15 protein-coding genes and 1 riboswitch are annotated in these 17039 nt (G+C 69.2%); of the genes, 9 read left to right on the top strand and 6 right to left on the bottom strand.

The window, feature by feature from the left end:
* Positions 1-206 precede the first annotated feature (206 nt).
* Positions 207-947 carry a TorF family putative porin gene (locus IEY36_RS06810; protein WP_188966203.1) on the top strand — a complete coding sequence of 247 codons (741 nt, stop codon included), beginning with the start codon at positions 207-209 and terminating at the stop codon, positions 945-947.
* Positions 948-1109: 162 nt separating this feature from the next.
* Here the strand turns inward: IEY36_RS06810 and IEY36_RS06805 are convergent, their stop codons facing one another.
* The 4 genes from IEY36_RS06805 to IEY36_RS06790 are packed head-to-tail and all read right to left on the bottom strand — an operon-like array spanning position 1110 to position 4593.
* Complete coding sequence (locus IEY36_RS06805; protein WP_188966202.1) at positions 1110-2540, bottom strand: NAD(P)-binding domain-containing protein; 1431 nt, start codon at positions 2538-2540, stop codon at positions 1110-1112.
* A gap of 60 nt (positions 2541-2600) precedes the next feature.
* Entirely contained in the window at positions 2601-2987 is a 387-nt protein-coding gene (hpxZ, locus tag IEY36_RS06800; protein ID WP_188966201.1) for an oxalurate catabolism protein HpxZ, read from the bottom strand.
* Between the two features lie 2 nt (positions 2988-2989).
* Positions 2990-4399, bottom strand: coding sequence for an AtzE family amidohydrolase (locus IEY36_RS06795; protein WP_188966200.1), 1410 nt, complete (start codon positions 4397-4399; stop codon positions 2990-2992).
* Positions 4396-4593 carry an AtzG-like protein gene (locus IEY36_RS06790; RefSeq protein WP_188966199.1) on the bottom strand — a complete coding sequence of 66 codons (198 nt, stop codon included), beginning with the start codon at positions 4591-4593 and terminating at the stop codon, positions 4396-4398. Before IEY36_RS06790 ends, IEY36_RS06795 begins: the two co-directional genes overlap by 4 nt.
* Positions 4594-4704: 111 nt before the next feature.
* Between IEY36_RS06790 and IEY36_RS06785 the strand changes: the two genes are divergently transcribed.
* Both IEY36_RS06785 and IEY36_RS06780 read left to right on the top strand, forming a co-directional pair.
* On the top strand, positions 4705-5670 hold the full coding sequence (locus tag IEY36_RS06785) for a Bug family tripartite tricarboxylate transporter substrate binding protein (RefSeq protein WP_188966198.1): 966 nt from the start codon (positions 4705-4707) through the stop codon (positions 5668-5670).
* Positions 5671-5754: 84 nt separating this feature from the next.
* On the top strand, positions 5755-6717 hold the full coding sequence (locus tag IEY36_RS06780) for a glycosyltransferase family 2 protein (RefSeq protein ID WP_188966197.1): 963 nt from the start codon (positions 5755-5757) through the stop codon (positions 6715-6717).
* Here the strand turns inward: IEY36_RS06780 and IEY36_RS06775 are convergent.
* Positions 6704-8332: a DUF6311 domain-containing protein gene (locus IEY36_RS06775; RefSeq protein WP_188966196.1), complete on the bottom strand. Its 1629-nt coding sequence runs from the start codon at positions 8330-8332 to the stop codon at positions 6704-6706. The genes IEY36_RS06780 and IEY36_RS06775 overlap by 14 nt on opposite strands.
* Positions 8333-8758: 426 nt before the next feature.
* Here IEY36_RS06775 and IEY36_RS06770 point away from each other — a divergent pair, with 426 nt between their 5' ends.
* From IEY36_RS06770 to IEY36_RS06745, 6 genes are read left to right on the top strand one after another with little or no spacing between them, the layout of a single operon-like run.
* Positions 8759-9406: a sugar transferase gene (locus IEY36_RS06770; RefSeq protein ID WP_229681188.1), complete on the top strand. Its 648-nt coding sequence runs from the start codon at positions 8759-8761 to the stop codon at positions 9404-9406.
* A gap of 28 nt (positions 9407-9434) precedes the next feature.
* Positions 9435-10946 carry a flippase gene (locus tag IEY36_RS06765; RefSeq protein ID WP_188966194.1) on the top strand — a complete coding sequence of 504 codons (1512 nt, stop codon included), beginning with the start codon at positions 9435-9437 and terminating at the stop codon, positions 10944-10946.
* Positions 10943-12013 carry a glycosyltransferase family 4 protein gene (locus tag IEY36_RS06760; protein WP_188966193.1) on the top strand — a complete coding sequence of 357 codons (1071 nt, stop codon included), beginning with the start codon at positions 10943-10945 and terminating at the stop codon, positions 12011-12013. The genes IEY36_RS06765 and IEY36_RS06760 overlap by 4 nt, the downstream gene beginning before the upstream one ends.
* Complete coding sequence (locus IEY36_RS06755) at positions 12010-13107, top strand: glycosyltransferase (protein WP_188966192.1); 1098 nt, start codon at positions 12010-12012, stop codon at positions 13105-13107. The genes IEY36_RS06760 and IEY36_RS06755 overlap by 4 nt, the downstream gene beginning before the upstream one ends.
* Entirely contained in the window at positions 13107-13982 is an 876-nt protein-coding gene (locus IEY36_RS06750) for a glycosyltransferase family 2 protein (protein ID WP_188966191.1), read from the top strand. The genes IEY36_RS06755 and IEY36_RS06750 overlap by 1 nt, the downstream gene beginning before the upstream one ends.
* Positions 13982-14851 carry a glycosyltransferase family 2 protein gene (locus IEY36_RS06745; protein WP_188966190.1) on the top strand — a complete coding sequence of 290 codons (870 nt, stop codon included), beginning with the start codon at positions 13982-13984 and terminating at the stop codon, positions 14849-14851. Before IEY36_RS06750 ends, IEY36_RS06745 begins: the two co-directional genes overlap by 1 nt.
* A 188-nt stretch (positions 14852-15039) precedes the next feature.
* Here the strand turns inward: IEY36_RS06745 and thiC are convergent, their stop codons facing one another.
* A complete protein-coding gene (thiC, locus tag IEY36_RS06740; RefSeq protein WP_188966189.1) occupies positions 15040-16854 on the bottom strand; it encodes a phosphomethylpyrimidine synthase ThiC in 1815 nt (604 codons plus the stop codon).
* Positions 16855-16922: 68 nt separating this feature from the next.
* A riboswitch (TPP riboswitch) is annotated at positions 16923-17031 on the bottom strand.
* Positions 17032-17039: the final 8 nt, after the last annotated feature.

Raw genomic sequence — 17039 nt, 5'->3', positions numbered from 1 at the left:
TGTATGCAATTGAACGCGCGACTGTATTGAACGAATCAACGCGGCGGAGAGGCCGCGGGGCTGTGGCCAAGACGCTCGGGCAGTGAGTCGAGCGCACTTCATAACAGCGGCACAAAGATTGCTGATCCGTGACTTGCTCTGGTTGCCTCTGCGCCACCGGGTATGGCCGCCGGGGGGCGGCATGGAAACAAGGAACGGAAGGCAGCATGTTCAGGAAAATCGCCACCATGGCTTTGGGGCTGGGCCTTCTGGCCAGCCCGGCCGCAGCGCAGGTGGATCTCGGCAGCGGATTTTCCATCACCGGTACCGCTACCGGCATCACGGACTATGTGTTCCGCAACATCAGCCAGACCAATAACCGCCCGGCGGTGCAGGGCAGCGTCGAACTGTCGCATGAAACCGGCTTCTACGTCGGTGCCTTCGCGAGCAACGTTTCCTTCCCTGGCACCAATGCCCGCCAGGAAGTCGATGGCATTGCCGGCTTCCGCTACACGGTCAGCGGCTTCACCGCCGATATCAGCGGCATCTACTACGGCTATCCTGGGTACTCCGAACAGCCGGGCCAGTATCAGATCGCCTATGGCGAAGCGATGCTGAAGCTGAAGTATGAGCTGGAACCGGTCACCTTCGTCGGCACCGCCGCCTGGTCGCCGGACTTCTTCGGGTCCTCGGGCAACAGCTATTGGATCGAAGGCGGGGTCGATTGGAAGACGCCAGTGCTCGACATCGTGCTGTCGGGGCGCCTCGGCTACCAGTGGATCGAGAACAACGCCCGCTTCGGCACGCCGGACTACATGGCCTACAGCATCTACGCGACGGTCCCGATCGCCTATGGCTTCTCCGCGGCGGTCGGTTTCTATGGCACCAATATCAGCCAGTCGGATTGCGCCGGCGGGTTGAAGGTCTGCGACAATCGCTTCATCGCCTCGGTGTCCTGGACGTTTTAGTTGATCCCTCAGAGGGCGGGCGGCGGGCATCCGCGCGCCTTGCCTTCGGGCCGTGGGCTCGCGCGCCAGGAAGACCGGACCGTCTGGGCGCAATCGCGCCTTGCGCTCGCGGCCCGAGGCGGCATGCCTCGGGCCGCTTCTTATCGGGTTGAGGCCGGCGCCTTACGCCGTGGCGAGGCGGCTTTCCTCCAGCACCACCTGCGGCACGTCATAGGCTTCGAGGTCGGCGTAGAGGCGCGGCATGTCGGCCGCGAACAGGCCGCGCGTGACGCCCGCGGCGATGCGCGGCGCGGCGATCGACATGGCGTTGATCGAACTGCCCGCCGGCCCAAAGGACATGCTGGTGCCGATGCCGAACAGGTGGATGTCGCGAATCCACGGCGTCTCGCCCGGCCGCTGTTCCACGAAGGCGAAATCCGGCGCCAGATAGGGAAAGCTGGCGAGGCGTTCATTCGCCTCCGCCGCCGGTGGCGTGTAACGGTCGGACCAGAGCGCGACGTTCTCGGCACAACCGGCCAACATCGGCACGGCGCGCGGGTCCATCCGCACGCCGGTGCCGCAGATCGCGAAATCAGCGGTGAAGTCGCCCCGCGTCGTCGCCAGCACCACGCGCCCGCCTTCCGCCCTTGCGCCGGTCCAGGGGCGGCCGATCTGCATGGTGAAGTTCGGGTGGGCGTTGGCGCGGTCGTAGGTGCCCTGGGCGAAGCCCTCCCGCATGCCTAGAATCTTCGCCATGAACCGCCAGCGCCATTCGTCCGGCATGTCGCCGAGATGGCGCAGGAAGCCGGCGAAGGTCAGCCAGCGATGGGGCTGCACCACCATGGGTTCGGCGCGTCGGCAGAACAGGTGGACCTCAGTGGCGCCGGCCTCGAGCGCCGTCGCGGCATTGTCGAAGGCCGAGGCGCCGGCGCCGAGCACCGCCACCACCTTGCCGCGCAACGCGGAGAAGTCGATCGCATCCCAGGCATGGGTGCGCAGATGTTTCGGCAGGGCGGTGACGAAATCCGGCATCCAGGGGCCGCCGACGCCTTCCTGCCCGGTCGCCAGCACAACCTTGCGGGCGAGCATCGGTCCCTCGGTGGTCTCGACCGACAGGCAAGGCAGGTCGTCATCGGTGCGCGCGGGGGTGATGCGCCCGGCGGTGATGCCGTTGCGCACCGGGATGCCGGTGATGCGGCGGAACCAAGCCAGGTAGTCGTTCCAGAGTTCCTTCGGGATCAGCACCATGGCGGCGAAATCCGCCGAGCCGAACTGGGCTTCGTGCCAGGCCTGGTAGGTCAGCGACGGCAGGCGTAGGTCGGGGCCGGTCTGGTCCTTCAGGGAGCGCAGCGCGTGCATGCGCGCATAGGTGACCCAGGGGCCTTCGCGGCCGGACTCGGCGCGGTCGATCACCAGGATGTTGTCGACCTTGTCGCGCTTCAGCGCGAAGGCGACGGCCAGGCCACATTGCCCGCCACCAATGACCAGGCAGTCGCGTACCGGGAGCCCACCGGCGGTCTTGGGCAGCAACCAGGGCGCGCGAGGATGGGCGGTGAGGTCGAGGTCGCGGGCGACATCGGCCTCCAGTTCAAGCAGCGTCGAGGGAGAGGACATGATCTTCCGTGGCGGGTGGTGGCGCGGCGTGGCAACCGCGCCCAATTCGAAGGCAATGGCTCAGGAAATGGGCGGATCGATGAGACTCACATGGGCCGCGACCACCCGCCAGCCATCGGGGAAGCGCACCCAGGATTGCTGCTGCCGGCCGATCTTGCCGGTGCCGACCCGCTTGAAGGTGATCGAGGCGGTGGCGAAGTCGCGGCCGTAAGTCGTGATCGAGGTGCGCAACACCTCCCGCTGCAGCCCGACCGGGGAGCGGCCAGCGCGGAAGGCGGCGATCTCGGCGGCGCCGAACAGGTTCTCCGCGCCGCCGAAGCGGACGGTGGAGGGGCTTTCCCAGAACAACTCGTCGAGCACCGGGACGTCGTTGGTGGTCAGCGCCGTTTCGTAGCGGGCGAAGACGGCTTCTAGCTCGGCCTTCACCTCGGGAATGTCGATATCCATGGTCAGGCTCCGAAAGCGGCGACGGGGGCGCAGGCGATGCCGTCGCGTTCCAATTGGCGGGCGACGCGCAGGGCGAGGTCCTCCCGCCAGGCTGGCGCGATCACCTGCACGGCGAGCGGCAGCGCCTGGCCGGCCGGCCACAGTGGCACGGCGACCACCGGCAGGCCGATGAAGGAGATCGGCTGGGTATAGACGCCGATATTCGGCCGCAGCGGCAGTTCAACGCCATCGAGCGTGACGGCCTGGGTGCCGAGCCGCGGGGCGTACATCGGCGTGGCGGGCGCGAGCAGGATGTCGTGGTGGCGGAACAGCGCCGCCGCCTCGGCGGCGAACCAGCGGCGGAAGCGTTGCGCGGTCTGCACCCATGATGCCGGCAGCAGCGCGCCGGCGATCAGGCGGTCGCGCACCGCCGGGTCGAAATCAGCCGGGCGGATGCGCAGGCGCGGCAGGTGGAATTCGGCGGCCTCGGCCATGGTGATGAGGAAGGCGGCGCCGCGGGCACGCTCGGCTTCGGGCAGCGCGGCTTCGGCGGTGACGCCGAGCGCGGTGCAGGCGAGGTCGAGGGCGGCATCGCTCTCGGCCAGGCGGTGGCGGGCGAACCAGCCGCCGAGCCGGGCGATGCGCAGCCCGGCGATGCCGGAATCGAAGCCCGCGCCGATCGGTTCGGGCGCGCGTCGCGTGCAGCCGGGGTCGAGCGGGTCCGGCCCCTGCATCGCGTCGTAGGAGGCGGCGAGGTCGCGCACCGAGCGCGACAGCGGGCCGACATGATCGAGCGCGGCGACGAAGGGGAAGGAATGGCCGCGCGACAGCCGGCCATAGGTCGGCTTCAGGCCGAAGGTGCCACAGAAGGAGGAGGGCACGCGGATCGAGCCGTTGGTGTCCGAGCCGAGCGCGATGGTCGCCATCCCGCCGGCCACCGCGCCGCCCGACCCGCCGGAGGAGCCGCCGGTCATGCGCGTGGTGTCGCGCGGGTTGCGCGAGGGGCCATCATGGGCGTTCTCGCCGGTGAAGTCATAGGCGTATTCGCCCATGTTCAGCCCACCAAGCAGCAGCGCGCCGGCGGCCTCCAAGCGCGTCACCAGGGTCGCGTCAGCGCCGGCCGGCGGGTGGTCGCGGTTGATGCGCGACCCGGCGCGCGTCACCAGCCCGGCAATGTCGAACAGGTTCTTCGCCGCGAAGGGTGCGGCGGCGAGCGTCGGCACCGCGTCGCCACGCGCGCGCGCGGCGTCCAGCGCGGCGGCCTGCATCCGCGCGCGGTCGGCCGTCACGTCGGTGAAAGCGTTGAGCACCGGGTTGCGCGCCGCGATGCGCGCGAGGGCGGCCTCGGCGATCTCGGCAGCGCTGGCATCGCCCGCGCGGAAGGCCGTGGCAATGCCGACCGCATCACAATCGAGCAGCGATTCGAGGCTCATCGGCCGGGCTCGAAGACCGCGGCGGGTTCCAGCGCGTCGGGCAGCGGGAAGGATTGCAGCGCGGCCGCTATGGCACCGGCCACGGCGAGGTTGGCGGCCACCGCCGCGCGCCAGGCCGGGTCGAGCGGGATGCCGGTGGCGGGCAGCAGGGCGTCGATGACGGCGTCGGGGTTGGGCGGCGTGGCGTCGGGCATGCGGCAAAGGCTCCGGTGTCGACGCTTTGAATGCAATCCCCGCGCCGATCTGTTGCCGCCCATGACGTCCGGTCAGTAGGCTCCACGCAATAAAATGAGGAGGAAACGCGCATGCGGCGCAGAGGTGTTTTTGCGGCATCGGCGGGGCTGGTGCTGGCCCGCCCGGCCCTGGCGCAGGGTAGCTGGCCGGATCGGCCGATCCGCTGGATCGTCCCCTTCCCGCCTGGCGGCTCGACCGACCTGTGGGCTCGGATGATCTCCGAGCCGATGGCGGCCGCGCTCGGCCAGCCCATCGTCATCGACAATCGCGGCGGCGCAGGAGGGCTGATCGGGACCGAGGCGGCGGCGCGCGCGACACCTGACGGCTATACGATGCTGTTCACCATCACGACCCATGTCACCTCGCCGGTCGTGCTGCGGCGCTTTCCCTATGACCCGGTCAACGATTTCGCGCCGATCGGCAAGCTGGGTGTGACGCCGCTCGTGCTCTGCGCCTCGCCCTCGACGCAGGGCGACACGGTCGCCGAATTCGTCGCGTGGGCACGGGGCAAGGACCTGTCCTTCGGCTCCTATGCGCCGGGCTCCTCGGGGCATGCCTATGGGCAGATGTTCTCGGATGAGGCGCGGCTCGACATGACCCATGTCGCCTATCGCGGCGAAGGGCCGATGCTGCAGGACATGCTGGCGGGCAATGTGGCCTGCGCCTTTCATTCCATGGCCGCAAGCGGAGGGGCGGTCCGTTCGCGCCGCATCCGGCCACTGGCGCTGTCGGGCACGCGGCGCCTGCCCTCCCTGCCCGAAGTGCCGCTGATGGAGGAGATCGGGTATTCGCGGCGCTTCGCCTTTTCGGGCTTCATCGGGCTGCTGGCGCCGGCACGGACACCGCAGGCGATCCTCGACCGCAGCGCGGGGCTGTTCGAGCGCATCATGGCGGACAGCGCCACCCAGCGGCGGCTGCTCGAGATCGACACCATCCCCGCCTGGCTCGGCCCAGCGGCTTTCCGCGAGGACATCGCCCGCTGCCTGCGCGAATGGGAGGTCATCGCGACGGAGTTGAACCTGTTCGTCCAGACATGACGCAGAGGCGCCTTGATTTGGCCGTCTGCGTGCTGATCCTGGGGCGGACCGGCGGACGCCCTGCCCGCCAGCCTGGAATGCCCGATGCCCGAACCTGACGCGCCCGCGCTCTCTGTCGTCGTCCCTGCCTATAACGAGCAGGAGGTGCTGCCCGAGTTCCATCGGCGCCTGGCCTCGGCCCTGGAGGGCATCGGCATGGCGTGGGAGGTCGTCTATGTGAATGACGGGTCGCGCGACACCACGCTCGCGGTCATGAGCGGGCTGCAGGCGGCCGATCCGCGCGTCGCGGTGGTCAATCTGTCGCGCAATTTCGGCAAGGAGATCGCGCTGACCGCCGGGCTCGACCATGCGCGCGCCGCCGAGGCGGTGGTGGTGATCGACGCCGACCTGCAGGACCCGCCGGAGGTGATCCCGGCGCTGATCGCCACCTGGCGGGAGGGTTTCGACGTCGTCTATGCCCAGCGCAACACCCGCGAGGGCGAGAGCTGGGTGAAGAAGGCGACGGCGCACGGCTTCTATCGCGTCATGCAGCGCCTCGGCGGTAAGGTGCAGCTGCCGCCGGATACCGGCGATTTCCGGCTGCTGTCGCGCCGCGCGCTGGATGCGCTGCTCAAGCTGCGCGAACAGCATCGCTTCATGAAGGGGCTGTTCGCCTGGATCGGCTTCCCGGCCAAGGCGGTGCGCTACGATCGCGCGGCGCGGGCGGCCGGCACCACCAAGTGGAACTACTGGAAGCTGTGGAATTTCTCGCTGGAGGGGATCACCTCCTTCACCGTCGCGCCGCTGAAGGTGGCGACCTATGTCGGGTTGTTCACCGCAATCGGGGCGGTGCTCTACCTGACGCAGTTGCTGGTGCGCACCTTCTTCTTCGGCAATCCGGTCGCCGGCTATCCGTCGCTACTCGCCGTGGTGCTGTTCCTCGGCGGGGTGCAGATGATGATGCTCGGGATCATCGGCGAGTATCTCGGGCGCATCTTCAACGAGACGAAGCAGCGGCCGCTGTATTTCACCGAACGATACGTGCCGAGCCGCGTCAGCGCGGAGTGAGGCGGCAGGCGAGCAACTCGCCGACCGGGGTGCAGGCAGTGGCGGCGCCGGGCATCGTCGCCAGTGCCGCATCGCGCGCGCCGGGCAGGATGAGCCGCAATTCGCCGGGGGCGAGCGGCGCGGCGAGGGTTGCCGCGTCGTCGCAGCGTGGGCGTTCGCCGCGCCAGCGCGCGACGTACATGGTGTTCGCCGGCAGCGGGCGTTCGGCGGCGAGGCTGAGCACCTGCAATTGACGCGCATGATCGCCGATGGTGTCGGGCGGGGTGACGCAGGGCCAGCTCGGCAGCAGGGTCAGGCGGTCCGCCTCGGCGAAAAGGCGGCGCAGCGCGGGGGCATCGACCGACCAGGGCTCGCGCGTCTGCGCCCAACTGGCTATGGCGGTGCGGTTTGGTTGGGCATCGGCAAATTGCACGAGGCCGAGCAGCAGCGCCGCCGGGATCCCGAGGCGCGGCAGCCGCGCCAGCAGCGCGATGGTGCCGACCAGCAGCGCCGTGCCGACGGGCCAGAAGAAGCGACCGGAGGCGCGGAATTGTTCGAGGAAGCCGGGCGGCGGGCCGAGGTCGAGCACCGCCGCCGTGCCGGCCCCGATGCGGAAGGAGATGGCGAGCAAGGTCAGCCCCAGCAGCACGATCGCCAGCCCGGCATGGCGGCGCAGCGCGTGTGCGACCGCACGCGGCGTCAGCGCCAGCAACGCCAGCAGGCCGGCCAGCAGGCCGAGGCCCAGCCAGTTGTAGCCTTCCCAGCCGCCATGACCGGTGGCGTCGATCTCGCGCCCGACCAGGCCGCCGAGGAACCAGGAGCGCCAGGGCCAGACCGGGGAGAGCAGGTTCAGCGCGAAGTCACCATAGCCGCCATCGCCCTTGGCGCCGAGATAGCCGAAGGCGGCCATGGTCGCGCCCACCGCGCCGGCGCAGGCGACCACACCGAGGCCGGCGGCGAACCAGCCGTGCTCGCCGCGCAGCAGCAGGGTGAGCGGCACGGCGGCGAGCAGCGCGAGGGCCATCGCGCCGAGATAGGGATGCACCAGCAGCGTGCCGACCGAGGTCAGCACCGCCAGCAGCCACAGCCGGGCCGATTGGTGCCGCACCAGGCGCAGATACAGGCCGAGGCCGATCAACAGCGTGAAATGACCGGTCAGCGCGGCGTGGCCGTAGCGGTTGATGAAGGCCGGCATGGCGGAGGCGGCGAGTGCTGCCGCGATGGCCGGCAGCAGGCGCTTCTCCCCTGCCGCGCGCAGGCACCACACCGCGGCGAGCGGCTGCATCACCCAGGCGATGGCGTACCACAGGCCGATGCCGTGGAAGCCGGCCGGCAGCAGGTCGCGCAATGCCTTGAGCGGCAATGCCAACAGCGGGATGCCGTCGGCGAAGGCAATGTTCAGCCCCTCGGGGGCAAGCAGGTTGGCGACATGCAGCGGCGGCCAGCGCCAGGCATCGCCAAGAAAATAACGCTGCGCGATGGCGTGCTGGGCGGCATCGCCCTGCGGCGCCCAGGGCCCGCCGGCCTGCGGCAGCAGGAAGTCCAGCGGGAAGGTGGCCAGCACCAGCGCCAGGCCGAGCAGCAGCGCGAAGCCATAGGCGAAGATGGTCTCAGATCGGGCGGACAGCGGCGTCACTCCAGAACGAGAAATTCGGCGCCGAGATTGAGGCCCTGCCTCTTTTCGGCCTTGTCGCGACGGGGCGAAAAATACGTTGCGTCAGCAATATATGGTGGCTCGCCGGAACGGGCGGCACTTTCCGTGGGATTGGCCGCCGTCTAGGGCCGTGAGAGCGCGCCGGCAAGGCGTCGCAAAAATTCGCAACGTCATGCTGCGCCGCCACAATCCCGCCGCAAGCAGGTCCCAAATCGGACAGCGCCAGAGAAGATATTCAGGATCAACCGAAGGCCCGGATCGCCCACCCCAGTAACGAGGGAGAAAGCGGCCAGGCCTGAGAACCCACTATGGCTTTCGTCGGTCCCCCCGCCGGCGATGGCGTCACCCAGAAGGCCGTTGACGATCATGTCCAGCGTTCCGGTTGGTCCCCTCCCCCCGCGAGGTGCCATGGCTGGTGCCATCGGCGGCTATCGCACCGCCCGCTTCACGCCGATGGCCAAGCGCGCGATGGATATCGCGATCGCCGCCACAGCGCTGCTGCTGGCCGCCCCCTTCTTCCTGGTCGTCTCGCTGATGGTGCGGATGGATGGCGGCCCGGCCTTCTACGCCCATCCGCGCGTCGGCCGCTTCGGCACCATCTTCGGCTGCCTGAAGTTCCGCTCGATGGTGGTGGACAGCCAGGCGCGGCTCGAGGCGCTGCTGGCCGCCGACCCGGCGGCGCGCGCCGAATGGGATGCGACGCGCAAGCTGAAGAACGACCCGCGCATCACGCGGATCGGCCACTTCCTGCGCGCCACCTCGCTCGACGAACTGCCGCAGCTGATCAACGTGCTGCGCGGCGAGATGGCGATCGTCGGCCCCCGCCCAGTGACGCTGACCGAGCTTGACCAGTATTACGGCGCGGCCGCGGCCCATTACCTGACGGTGCGCCCGGGCATCACCGGCCTGTGGCAGGTGAGTGGCCGGTCGGAGACCTCCTACGACCAGCGCGTGGCGCTCGATGTCGCCTATGTCTCGCAGCCCTCGCTGCTGGCTGATATGCGCATCCTGCTCAAGACCCCCGTGGCGGTGCTGTCCCGCCGCGGCGCCCACTGAGCGACGGGCGACACAGGGAACCCATCCGATGACGGGTACGGCGTCCGAGGGCCCGGAAGACCGGGCCGGCGGGCGCCGGCTCGTTTCCGGGGTGTTGTGGAATGCGCTTGGGCGAGGCGTGCCGCTGCTGATCGCACTGGTGATCACCCCGGTGCTGGTGCACCTGATGGGGACGGAGCGCTGGGGGTTGTTCACCCTCGCCCTCGCCATGGTCGGCATCTTCGGGGTGTTCGACCTCGGGCTGGGCATGGCGCTCACCCGGGCGGTGTCGGAGGCAATCGGCGAAGGGCGCGGGCGTGACGCGCCGGCGCTGGTCGGGGCCACTATCTATGCGCTGCTCGGGCTCTCCTCAGTGATGGCGGTGCTCGCCTATGTCCTGATGCCGGTGCTGATCCGCCATGTGCTGATCGTGCCGCCGGGGCTGGAGGCCGAGGCGCTGGCGGCCTTCCGCGTGCTGGCGTTGGCCGCGCCACTGGTGGTGCTGAATGCGGCGCTGTGGGGCGTGCTGGCGGCGTGGCAGCGGTTTCGCGCGGCGAATATCGTCAACATGCCCGTCAGCGTTTTTTATTACCTCGGGCCGGTGCTGGCGCTGCTCGCCTGGGACAGCCTGGTGGGGGTGATGTTCGCGCTGGTGGCGGTGCGGCTGGCGAGCGGGCTGGCCTATGCGGCGCTGGCCTGGAAGGACGTGCCGCGGCTTGGGTTGGATCGCGCGCGATTCGCGCTGCTGCGGCCGCTGCTGCGCCAGGGCGGGTGGATGAGCCTGTCGGGCGCGCTGACGCAGATGCTGCTCTATGCCGACCGATTCCTGGTCGGCGCGGTGATCGGGCTGACGGCGGTGGCCTTCTATGCGACACCGCTCGACCTCGTCATGCGCATGTGGATCCTACCCGTGGCGGTGGCGCAGGCGTTGTTGCCGGCCATTGCCTCCTCCTATCGCACCGCGCCGGAGCGGACGGCGCTGTTGCTCCGTCGTGGCGCGCTGATCGTCGCGGGGCTGGTGCTGCCGGCCTGCCTGGTGCTGGTGGCGCTCGCGCCCTGGCTGCTGTGGCTATGGCTGGGCAATGCGTTTGCCGATGGCGGCGGGATGGTGATGCGTATCCTGGGTGTGGGGATTTTCTTCTCGTGCCTCGCCTTCGTGCCGGGGGTGCTGCTGGATGCGATCGGGCGGCCCGAGGTGACGGCGACCTTCTCGCTGGTGCAGGCGGCGGTGTTCCTGCCGCTCGGCGCGGGGTTGCTGCTGCTGATCGGGATCGAGGGCGCGGCGATCGCCTGGGCGTTGCGCGCGGCGGCGGATTGCGCGGGGCGTTTCCTGTTGGCGGCGCGGTTCTATCCGCCGGCGGCCGTGGCGGGGCGCGCGCTGTTGCCGTTGCTGGCGGCGGCGGGCGTGGGGCTGGGGCTGATGGTGGTGGCGCCCGGCTTCATCGCGGCGGGGCTGCTGGGGGTGGTGACGCTGGCGGTGGTGGTCGTACTGGGGTGGCGCATCGCGCCGGAGGAGGACCGCGCGATGCTGCTGCGGCGGGTTGGGCTAGCGCGGGCATGATCGCGATCAACGGGCGGTTCCTGACGCAGGGCATGACGGGTGTGCAGCGATTCGCGACGGAGATCGTCGCGGCCGCCGATGCGCTGTGCGTGGCGGGGGAATGGCCGGCGGCGCGGGTGCTGCATCCGCTGGGCGCGCGGGATGCCGGGTTGCGCGGGTTTCGCGCCGAGGCGGTGGGTACGCGCGGCGGGCAGGCCTGGGAACAGATCGACCTCGCTCGCGCGGTTGGCGGCGATTTCCTGGTGAACCTTGGCAATACGGCGCCGATCTTCGCGGGGGCGCGGCAGGCAGTGGTGATCCACGATGCCGGGGCCTTCGATACGCCGGAGTCGTATTCCTTCGCGTTCCGGACCTGGTATCGGCTGCTGCAGAAGCGGCTCGCGCGTGGTGGGGCCAGAGTGCTGACGGTGTCCGAATTTTCGCGCGGGCGGATCGCAGCGGCGCTGGGAGTCGATGAAGCGATGATCGGCGTGCTGCCGGAAGGCGGCGAGCATGTGTTGCGCGTGGCGGCCGATGGCGCGGTGCTGGCGCGGCATGGGTTGGAGCCGGCGCGCTATGCGCTGGTGGTGGGCAATCCGGCGGCGCACAAGAATCTCTCGGCGCTGAGTGCGGCGGCCGAGGTGCTGGGGCAGCACGGGTTGGTGCTGGCGGTGGCCGGGGCGGCCGACCCGGCGGTGTTCCGCGCCGGTGGCGGCGTGGCGGCGGAGGCGGCGCGAGTGCTTGGTCGCGTATCCGATGCCGAGCTGCGCGCGCTGTATGAGAACGCGCTCTGCCTGATATTTCCCTCGCGCTATGAGGGTTTTGGGTTGCCGCCTCTGGAGGCGATGGTCTGTGGCTGCCCGGTCGTCGCGGCGCATGCTGGCGCGGTGCCGGAAGTCTGCGGGCCGGCGGCGCTGTGGTTCGACCCTGCGCAGCCGGCGACGCTGCGCGAGGCGCTGGTGCGGCTGATCGAGGAGGATGGATTGCGCGAGGGGATGCGAGGCGCGGGCTTGGCGCGGGCGGCCGAGTTCACCTGGGAGCGGGCCGCGCGCGCGTTGCTGTCGCTGATTGAGGACCGCCTCGCATGAAAGTCGCCATCGTTCATGAATGGCTGGACAGCTATGCGGGGTCGGAACGCGTCGTCGAGCAATTGATCGCGGAATGGCCGGAGGCCGACCTGTTCGCGGTGTGCGACTTCATGCCGGAGAGCGAGCGCGGCTTCCTGCGCGGCAAGAAGGTGACGACGACCTTCATTCAGCGACTTCCCCTGGCACGGAAGCATTTCCGCAAGTACCTCGGCTTGATGCCGGTGGCGATCGAGCAACTGGATCTGTCTGGGTATGATCTGGTGCTGTCCTCGTCCCATGCGGTGGCGAAGGGCGTACTGACCGGGCCGGGGCAGCTTCATGTCAGCTATGTGCACAGCCCGATGCGCTATGCGTGGGATTTGCAGCATCAATATCTGCGCGAAGCGGGGATGGAGACGGGGCTGAAGGGGCTGTACACGCGCCACCTGCTGCACCGGATGCGGATGTGGGATCGCGCCAGTGCGTTGAACCCGGATGTTGTGGTGGCGAACTCGTCCTATATCGGCGAGCGCATCCGCAAGGCCTGGCGGCGCGAGAGCGTGGTCGTGCATCCGCCGGTCGATGTGGGACGGTTTGCGTTGCGTGAGGCGAAGGAGGAATTCTACCTCGTTGCCTCGCGCATGGTGCCGTACAAGCGGATCGAGCTGATCGCCGAGGCGTTCCGCCGCATGCCGGGGCGCCGGCTGGTGGTGGTCGGCGACGGGCCGAATGCGCCGCAGGTGCGCGCGGCGGCGGCCGGGGCGGCGAATGTGGAATTGCGGGGGCGCGTCGGCACGGCGGAGCTGGTGACGCTGACGCAGACGGCGCGCGCCTGCGTGTTTGCCGCCGAGGAGGATTTCGGCATCGCCACCGTCGAGGCGCAGGCCTGCGGCACGCCGGTGATCGCCTTCGGTAAGGGCGGGGCGCGCGACATTGTGCAGCCGGGCCGCACCGGCGTGTTCTTCGATGAGCAGACGAGCGACGCCATCATCGCCGCCGTCGAGGCCTTCGAGGGTTTGTCCATCGACCCGGCCGAGTGTCGCACCAATGCGGAACGCTTCAGCCATGCCGCCTTCCGCGCGGCGATGCGGCGCGTGGTGGACGAGGCTGTGTGATGAGGTTCTCGCTGGTCGTCGCCACGCTCGGGCGGGATGCGGATGTGGCGGCGCTGTTCGACAGCCTGTTGGCGCAGGGGCGCGCGGATTTCGAGGTCATTGTCGTCGATCAGAATGACGATGACCGGCTCGGACCGATCGAGGCGGCGTATGCGGCGCGGTTGCCGCTGCGGCGGCTGCGCTCCTCGGTGCGCAATGCGAATCATGCGCGCAATCTCGGGCTGCGCCATGCGCGCGGGGAGATCGTGACCTTCCCCGATGATGATTGCCTGTATCCGGCCGGCGTGCTCGACCGCGTCGATGCGACGTTTGCCGGGGATGCGTCGCTGGCGGTGCTGACCGGGCCGGCGGCCTCACCGGAGGGCGGGTTGGGGTCGGGGCGGTGGCGGACCGAGAGCGGGGCAATCGACCTCCGCAACGTCTGGACCAGCGTGATCGAGTTCAACCTGTTCCTGCGCCGGCCGACCGCCTTGGCACTGGGCGGTTTCGACGAGGGCATGGGCCCCGGCAGCGCCTTCGGGTCGGCCGAGGGCAATGATCTGGTGTGCCGCGCGATGGCGCGGGGGCTTCGTGCACGATACGACGCGGCGCTGCGCATCATCCATCCCGACAAGCGACTGTCGGATGTCGCGGTGGAACGCGCGGAGCGGTATGGGCGCGGCTTGGGCTTCGCGTTGCGGCGGAACCGGGCGCCGGCTTCGGCGTGGTTTGCATTTCTGGTGCGGCCGCTGGGCGGGGTGGCGGTCAGCCTGCTGCGCGGGCGGATGCATGAGGCAGCGTATTACTTCATGACCTGGCGCGGGCGCGTCGCCGGCGCGATGGCGGCCGAAGCGCGCAAGCCGGCGGTGGTCGCGCCCCTGGCGGAGACCCGCTGATGCGTATCGCCATCGGCATCGCGACGCGCGGGCGGCCGACGATCCTGGCTGGCGTGCTGGAGGATCTGCGGCGACAGACACGCCGCGCGGATCGGATCATTGTCTGTCATGTCACGGCCGATGACGTGGCGGGGTGCGATGCGGTGACTGGCGTCGAGTTCATCACCGCCGCGGCGGGGCTGCCGCGCCAGCGCAATGCGATCCTCGATGCGGCCGCGGATTGCGATGCGGTGCTGTTCCTGGATGACGACTTCCTCTGCGCGCCGGAGTATCTCGCGGTTACGGAAGCGGCCTTTATGGCGCATCCGGAAATGGTGGTGGCGACAGGGACCGTCATTGCCGATGGCGCGAATGGGCCAGGGTATTCGCTGACCGATGGGGCCGCGCTGCTGGCGGCCGACGTCGCGCCGGAAGATGCCTCGGCAGCGGCGCCACATTTCAACGGCTATGGCTGCAACATGGCATTCCGCATGACGACGGTGCGCGCGCATGGCATCCGCGTCGATGAGCGGTTGCCGCTCTATGCCTGGTACGAGGATATCGACGTGACGCGCCGGCTTGGCGAGCATGGAAGCATCCTGCGGCTGGCCGGCGCGCGCGGCGTGCATCTGGGGTCGAAGTCGGGGCGGGTGAAGCAGTTGCGGCTGGGGTATTCACAGGTGGTCAACCCGGTCTACCTGGCGCGCAAGGGGTCGTTTCCCTGGAGCCATGCGATCCCGAGTGCAGCGCGGCATTGCCTGGCGAATCTCGTGCGCTCGGTGAAGCCGGAACCTTGGGCGGATCGGTGGGGGCGGTTTCAGGGGAATATGATCGGGGTGTGGGATCTGCTGCGCGGGCGGGCGGCGCCTGAGCGGGTGCTCGACCTGTAGCGGGGCTTCGCCCCGGGCCCCACCAGGGCTTTGCCCTGGACCCACCAAAGGCCGGGGGGCCTTTGGAAACCGATACTTGGACTGTCGTGCTGGCGTGGCTTGCGGCGCCCGGTACCCATTGATGGCATTCCAAAGGGCCCGGCCCTTTGGTGGGGTGGTTTGGAGGGACAACGCCCCTCCAACCTTCTTCACGCCGACGGTGCCACGTAGATCGCACCGCCACTTGCGAGGAACGCCTCCGACTTCTCGGCCATGCCGGCCTCCGCCGCGACGCGGATCTCCTGCGAGATCTTCATCGAACAGAATTTCGGACCGCACATCGAGCAGAAATGCGCGAGCTTGGCGCCTTCCGCCGGCAGGGTTTGGTCGTGGAAGCGTTCGGCCGTTTCAGGGTCGAGCGAGAGGTTGAACTGGTCGCGCCAACGGAATTCGAAGCGCGCGCGGGAGAGTGCGTCGTCGCGTTCCTGCGCAGCCGGGTGTCCCTTCGCCAGATCCGCGGCGTGCGCGGCGATCTTGTAGGTAATGACGCCAACCTTCACGTCGTCACGGTCCGGCAGGCCGAGATGTTCCTTCGGCGTGACGTAGCAGAGCATGGCGCAACCGAACCAGCCGATCATCGCCGCGCCGATGCCGGAGGTGATGTGGTCGTAGCCGGGGGCGATATCGGTGGTGAGCGGGCCGAGGGTGTAGAAGGGCGCCTCGCCGCAGACTTCCAACTGCTTCGTCATGTTGACCTGGATCTTGTGCATCGGCACATGGCCGGGGCCTTCGATCATCACCTGCACGTCGCGCGCCCAGGCGATCTTGGTGAGCTCGCCGAGGGTTTCGAGTTCGGCGAATTGCGCGGCGTCGTTGGCGTCGGCGATGGAGCCGGGGCGCAGGCCATCGCCGAGCGAGAAGGAGACGTCGTAGGCGCGCATGATGTCGCAGATTTCGGAGAAGTGGGTGTAGAGGAAATTCTCCTGGTGATGCGCCAGGCACCACTTCGCCAGGATCGAGCCCCCGCGCGAGACGATGCCGGTGACGCGCTTCGCAGTCAGCGGGATGTAGGCGAGGCGCACGCCGGCATGGATGGTGAAGTAGTCGACGCCTTGCTCGGCCTGCTCGATCAGCGTGTCGCGGAAGATCTCCCAGGTGAGGTCTTCCGCCTTGCCGCCGACCTTCTCCAGCGCCTGGTAGATCGGCACGGTGCCGATCGGCACGGGGGAATTGCGGATGATCCATTCGCGCGTGGTGTGGATGTTGCGGCCGGTCGAGAGGTCCATGACCGTGTCGCCGCCCCAGCGGATCGCCCAGACCAGCTTGTCCACCTCCTCGCCGACCGAGGAGCTGACGGCGGAGTTGCCGATATTGGCGTTGATCTTCACGAGGAAGTTGCGGCCGATGGCCATCGGCTCGGATTCAGGGTGGTTGATGTTGGCGGGGATGATGGCGCGACCGCGCGCCACTTCGTCGCGCACGAAGTCGGGCGTGACGTGGTCGGGGATGGCGGCGCCGAAGGATTCGCCGCCGCGCGCGGCGGCGGCGCGCAACTTGTCGCGGCCGAGGTTCTCGCGAATGGCGACGTATTCCATCTCGGGCGTGATGATGCCGCGCCGGGCATAGGCGAGTTGCGTCACCGCGGCGCCGTCGCGCGCGCGCAGCAGGCCGCGGTCGGCCCGGCTGAACACGGGCACACGCGGGGCTTCGCCGGGGCGCAGCCCGTCATCCTCGGGGCGCACGGCGCGGCCTTCATGGGAGGTGACGTCGCCGCGCGCCTCGATCCAGGCGCGGCGCAGCTCCGGCAGGCCGCGACGGATATCGGTGGCATGGGAAGGGTCGGTATAGGGGCCGGAGGTGTCGTAGACGCGCAGCGGCGGTTCATGCGCGCTCGGCGAGACGTCGATCTCGCGCATGGCGACGCGGATCGTCGGATGCAGGCGGCCTTCGACATGCACCTTGCGCGAGGCCGGCAGCGGCCCGGTGGTGACATCGGCGATGGTGGGCGGGAGCGTATCTGGCATGGGGATCTCCAATCGTGGTTCGACGGAGATCCGGGTTTTGACGAAGCGCGGGACGGACCCGTGGTGACGGGGTCCGCTTGTTCCTTTCCCTACGCCGGCATGACCCGGATCAGGTTCGAAGGGTCACCGCGCGATAGCGGACTCTCAGCCCCTGCCAGGGCCCCCCTTGGAAGCGGGACGATCCT

It is taken from the genome of Neoroseomonas lacus (assembly GCF_014644535.1).
In the GTDB taxonomy this organism is placed as follows: Bacteria; Pseudomonadota; Alphaproteobacteria; order Acetobacterales; family Acetobacteraceae; genus Neoroseomonas; species Neoroseomonas lacus.
The sequence above is the reverse complement of the archived record's forward strand: the minus strand, read 5'-3'. Positions and strand labels throughout refer to the sequence as shown.

Bases quoted from the DNA above. Each gene is read 5' to 3' on its own strand.
- hpxZ (WP_188966201.1), bottom strand. From the start codon at position 2,987: ATGGATATCGACATTCCCGAGGTGAAGGCCGAGCTAGAAGCCGTCTTC.
- IEY36_RS06795 (WP_188966200.1), bottom strand. From the start codon at position 4,399: ATGAGCCTCGAATCGCTGCTCGATTGTGATGCGGTCGGCATTGCCACG.
- IEY36_RS06805 (WP_188966202.1), bottom strand. From the start codon at position 2,540: ATGTCCTCTCCCTCGACGCTGCTTGAACTGGAGGCCGATGTCGCCCGC.
- IEY36_RS06760 (WP_188966193.1), top strand. From the start codon at position 10,943: ATGATCGCGATCAACGGGCGGTTCCTGACGCAGGGCATGACGGGTGTG.
- IEY36_RS06780 (WP_188966197.1), top strand. From the start codon at position 5,755: ATGCCCGAACCTGACGCGCCCGCGCTCTCTGTCGTCGTCCCTGCCTAT.
- IEY36_RS06785 (WP_188966198.1), top strand. From the start codon at position 4,705: ATGCGGCGCAGAGGTGTTTTTGCGGCATCGGCGGGGCTGGTGCTGGCC.
- IEY36_RS06810 (WP_188966203.1), top strand. From the start codon at position 207: ATGTTCAGGAAAATCGCCACCATGGCTTTGGGGCTGGGCCTTCTGGCC.
- IEY36_RS06790 (WP_188966199.1), bottom strand. From the start codon at position 4,593: ATGCCCGACGCCACGCCGCCCAACCCCGACGCCGTCATCGACGCCCTG.
- IEY36_RS06750 (WP_188966191.1), top strand. From the start codon at position 13,107: ATGAGGTTCTCGCTGGTCGTCGCCACGCTCGGGCGGGATGCGGATGTG.
- thiC (WP_188966189.1), bottom strand. From the start codon at position 16,854: ATGCCAGATACGCTCCCGCCCACCATCGCCGATGTCACCACCGGGCCG.
- IEY36_RS06770 (WP_229681188.1), top strand. From the start codon at position 8,759: ATGGCTGGTGCCATCGGCGGCTATCGCACCGCCCGCTTCACGCCGATG.
- IEY36_RS06745 (WP_188966190.1), top strand. From the start codon at position 13,982: ATGCGTATCGCCATCGGCATCGCGACGCGCGGGCGGCCGACGATCCTG.
- IEY36_RS06765 (WP_188966194.1), top strand. From the start codon at position 9,435: ATGACGGGTACGGCGTCCGAGGGCCCGGAAGACCGGGCCGGCGGGCGC.
- IEY36_RS06755 (WP_188966192.1), top strand. From the start codon at position 12,010: ATGAAAGTCGCCATCGTTCATGAATGGCTGGACAGCTATGCGGGGTCG.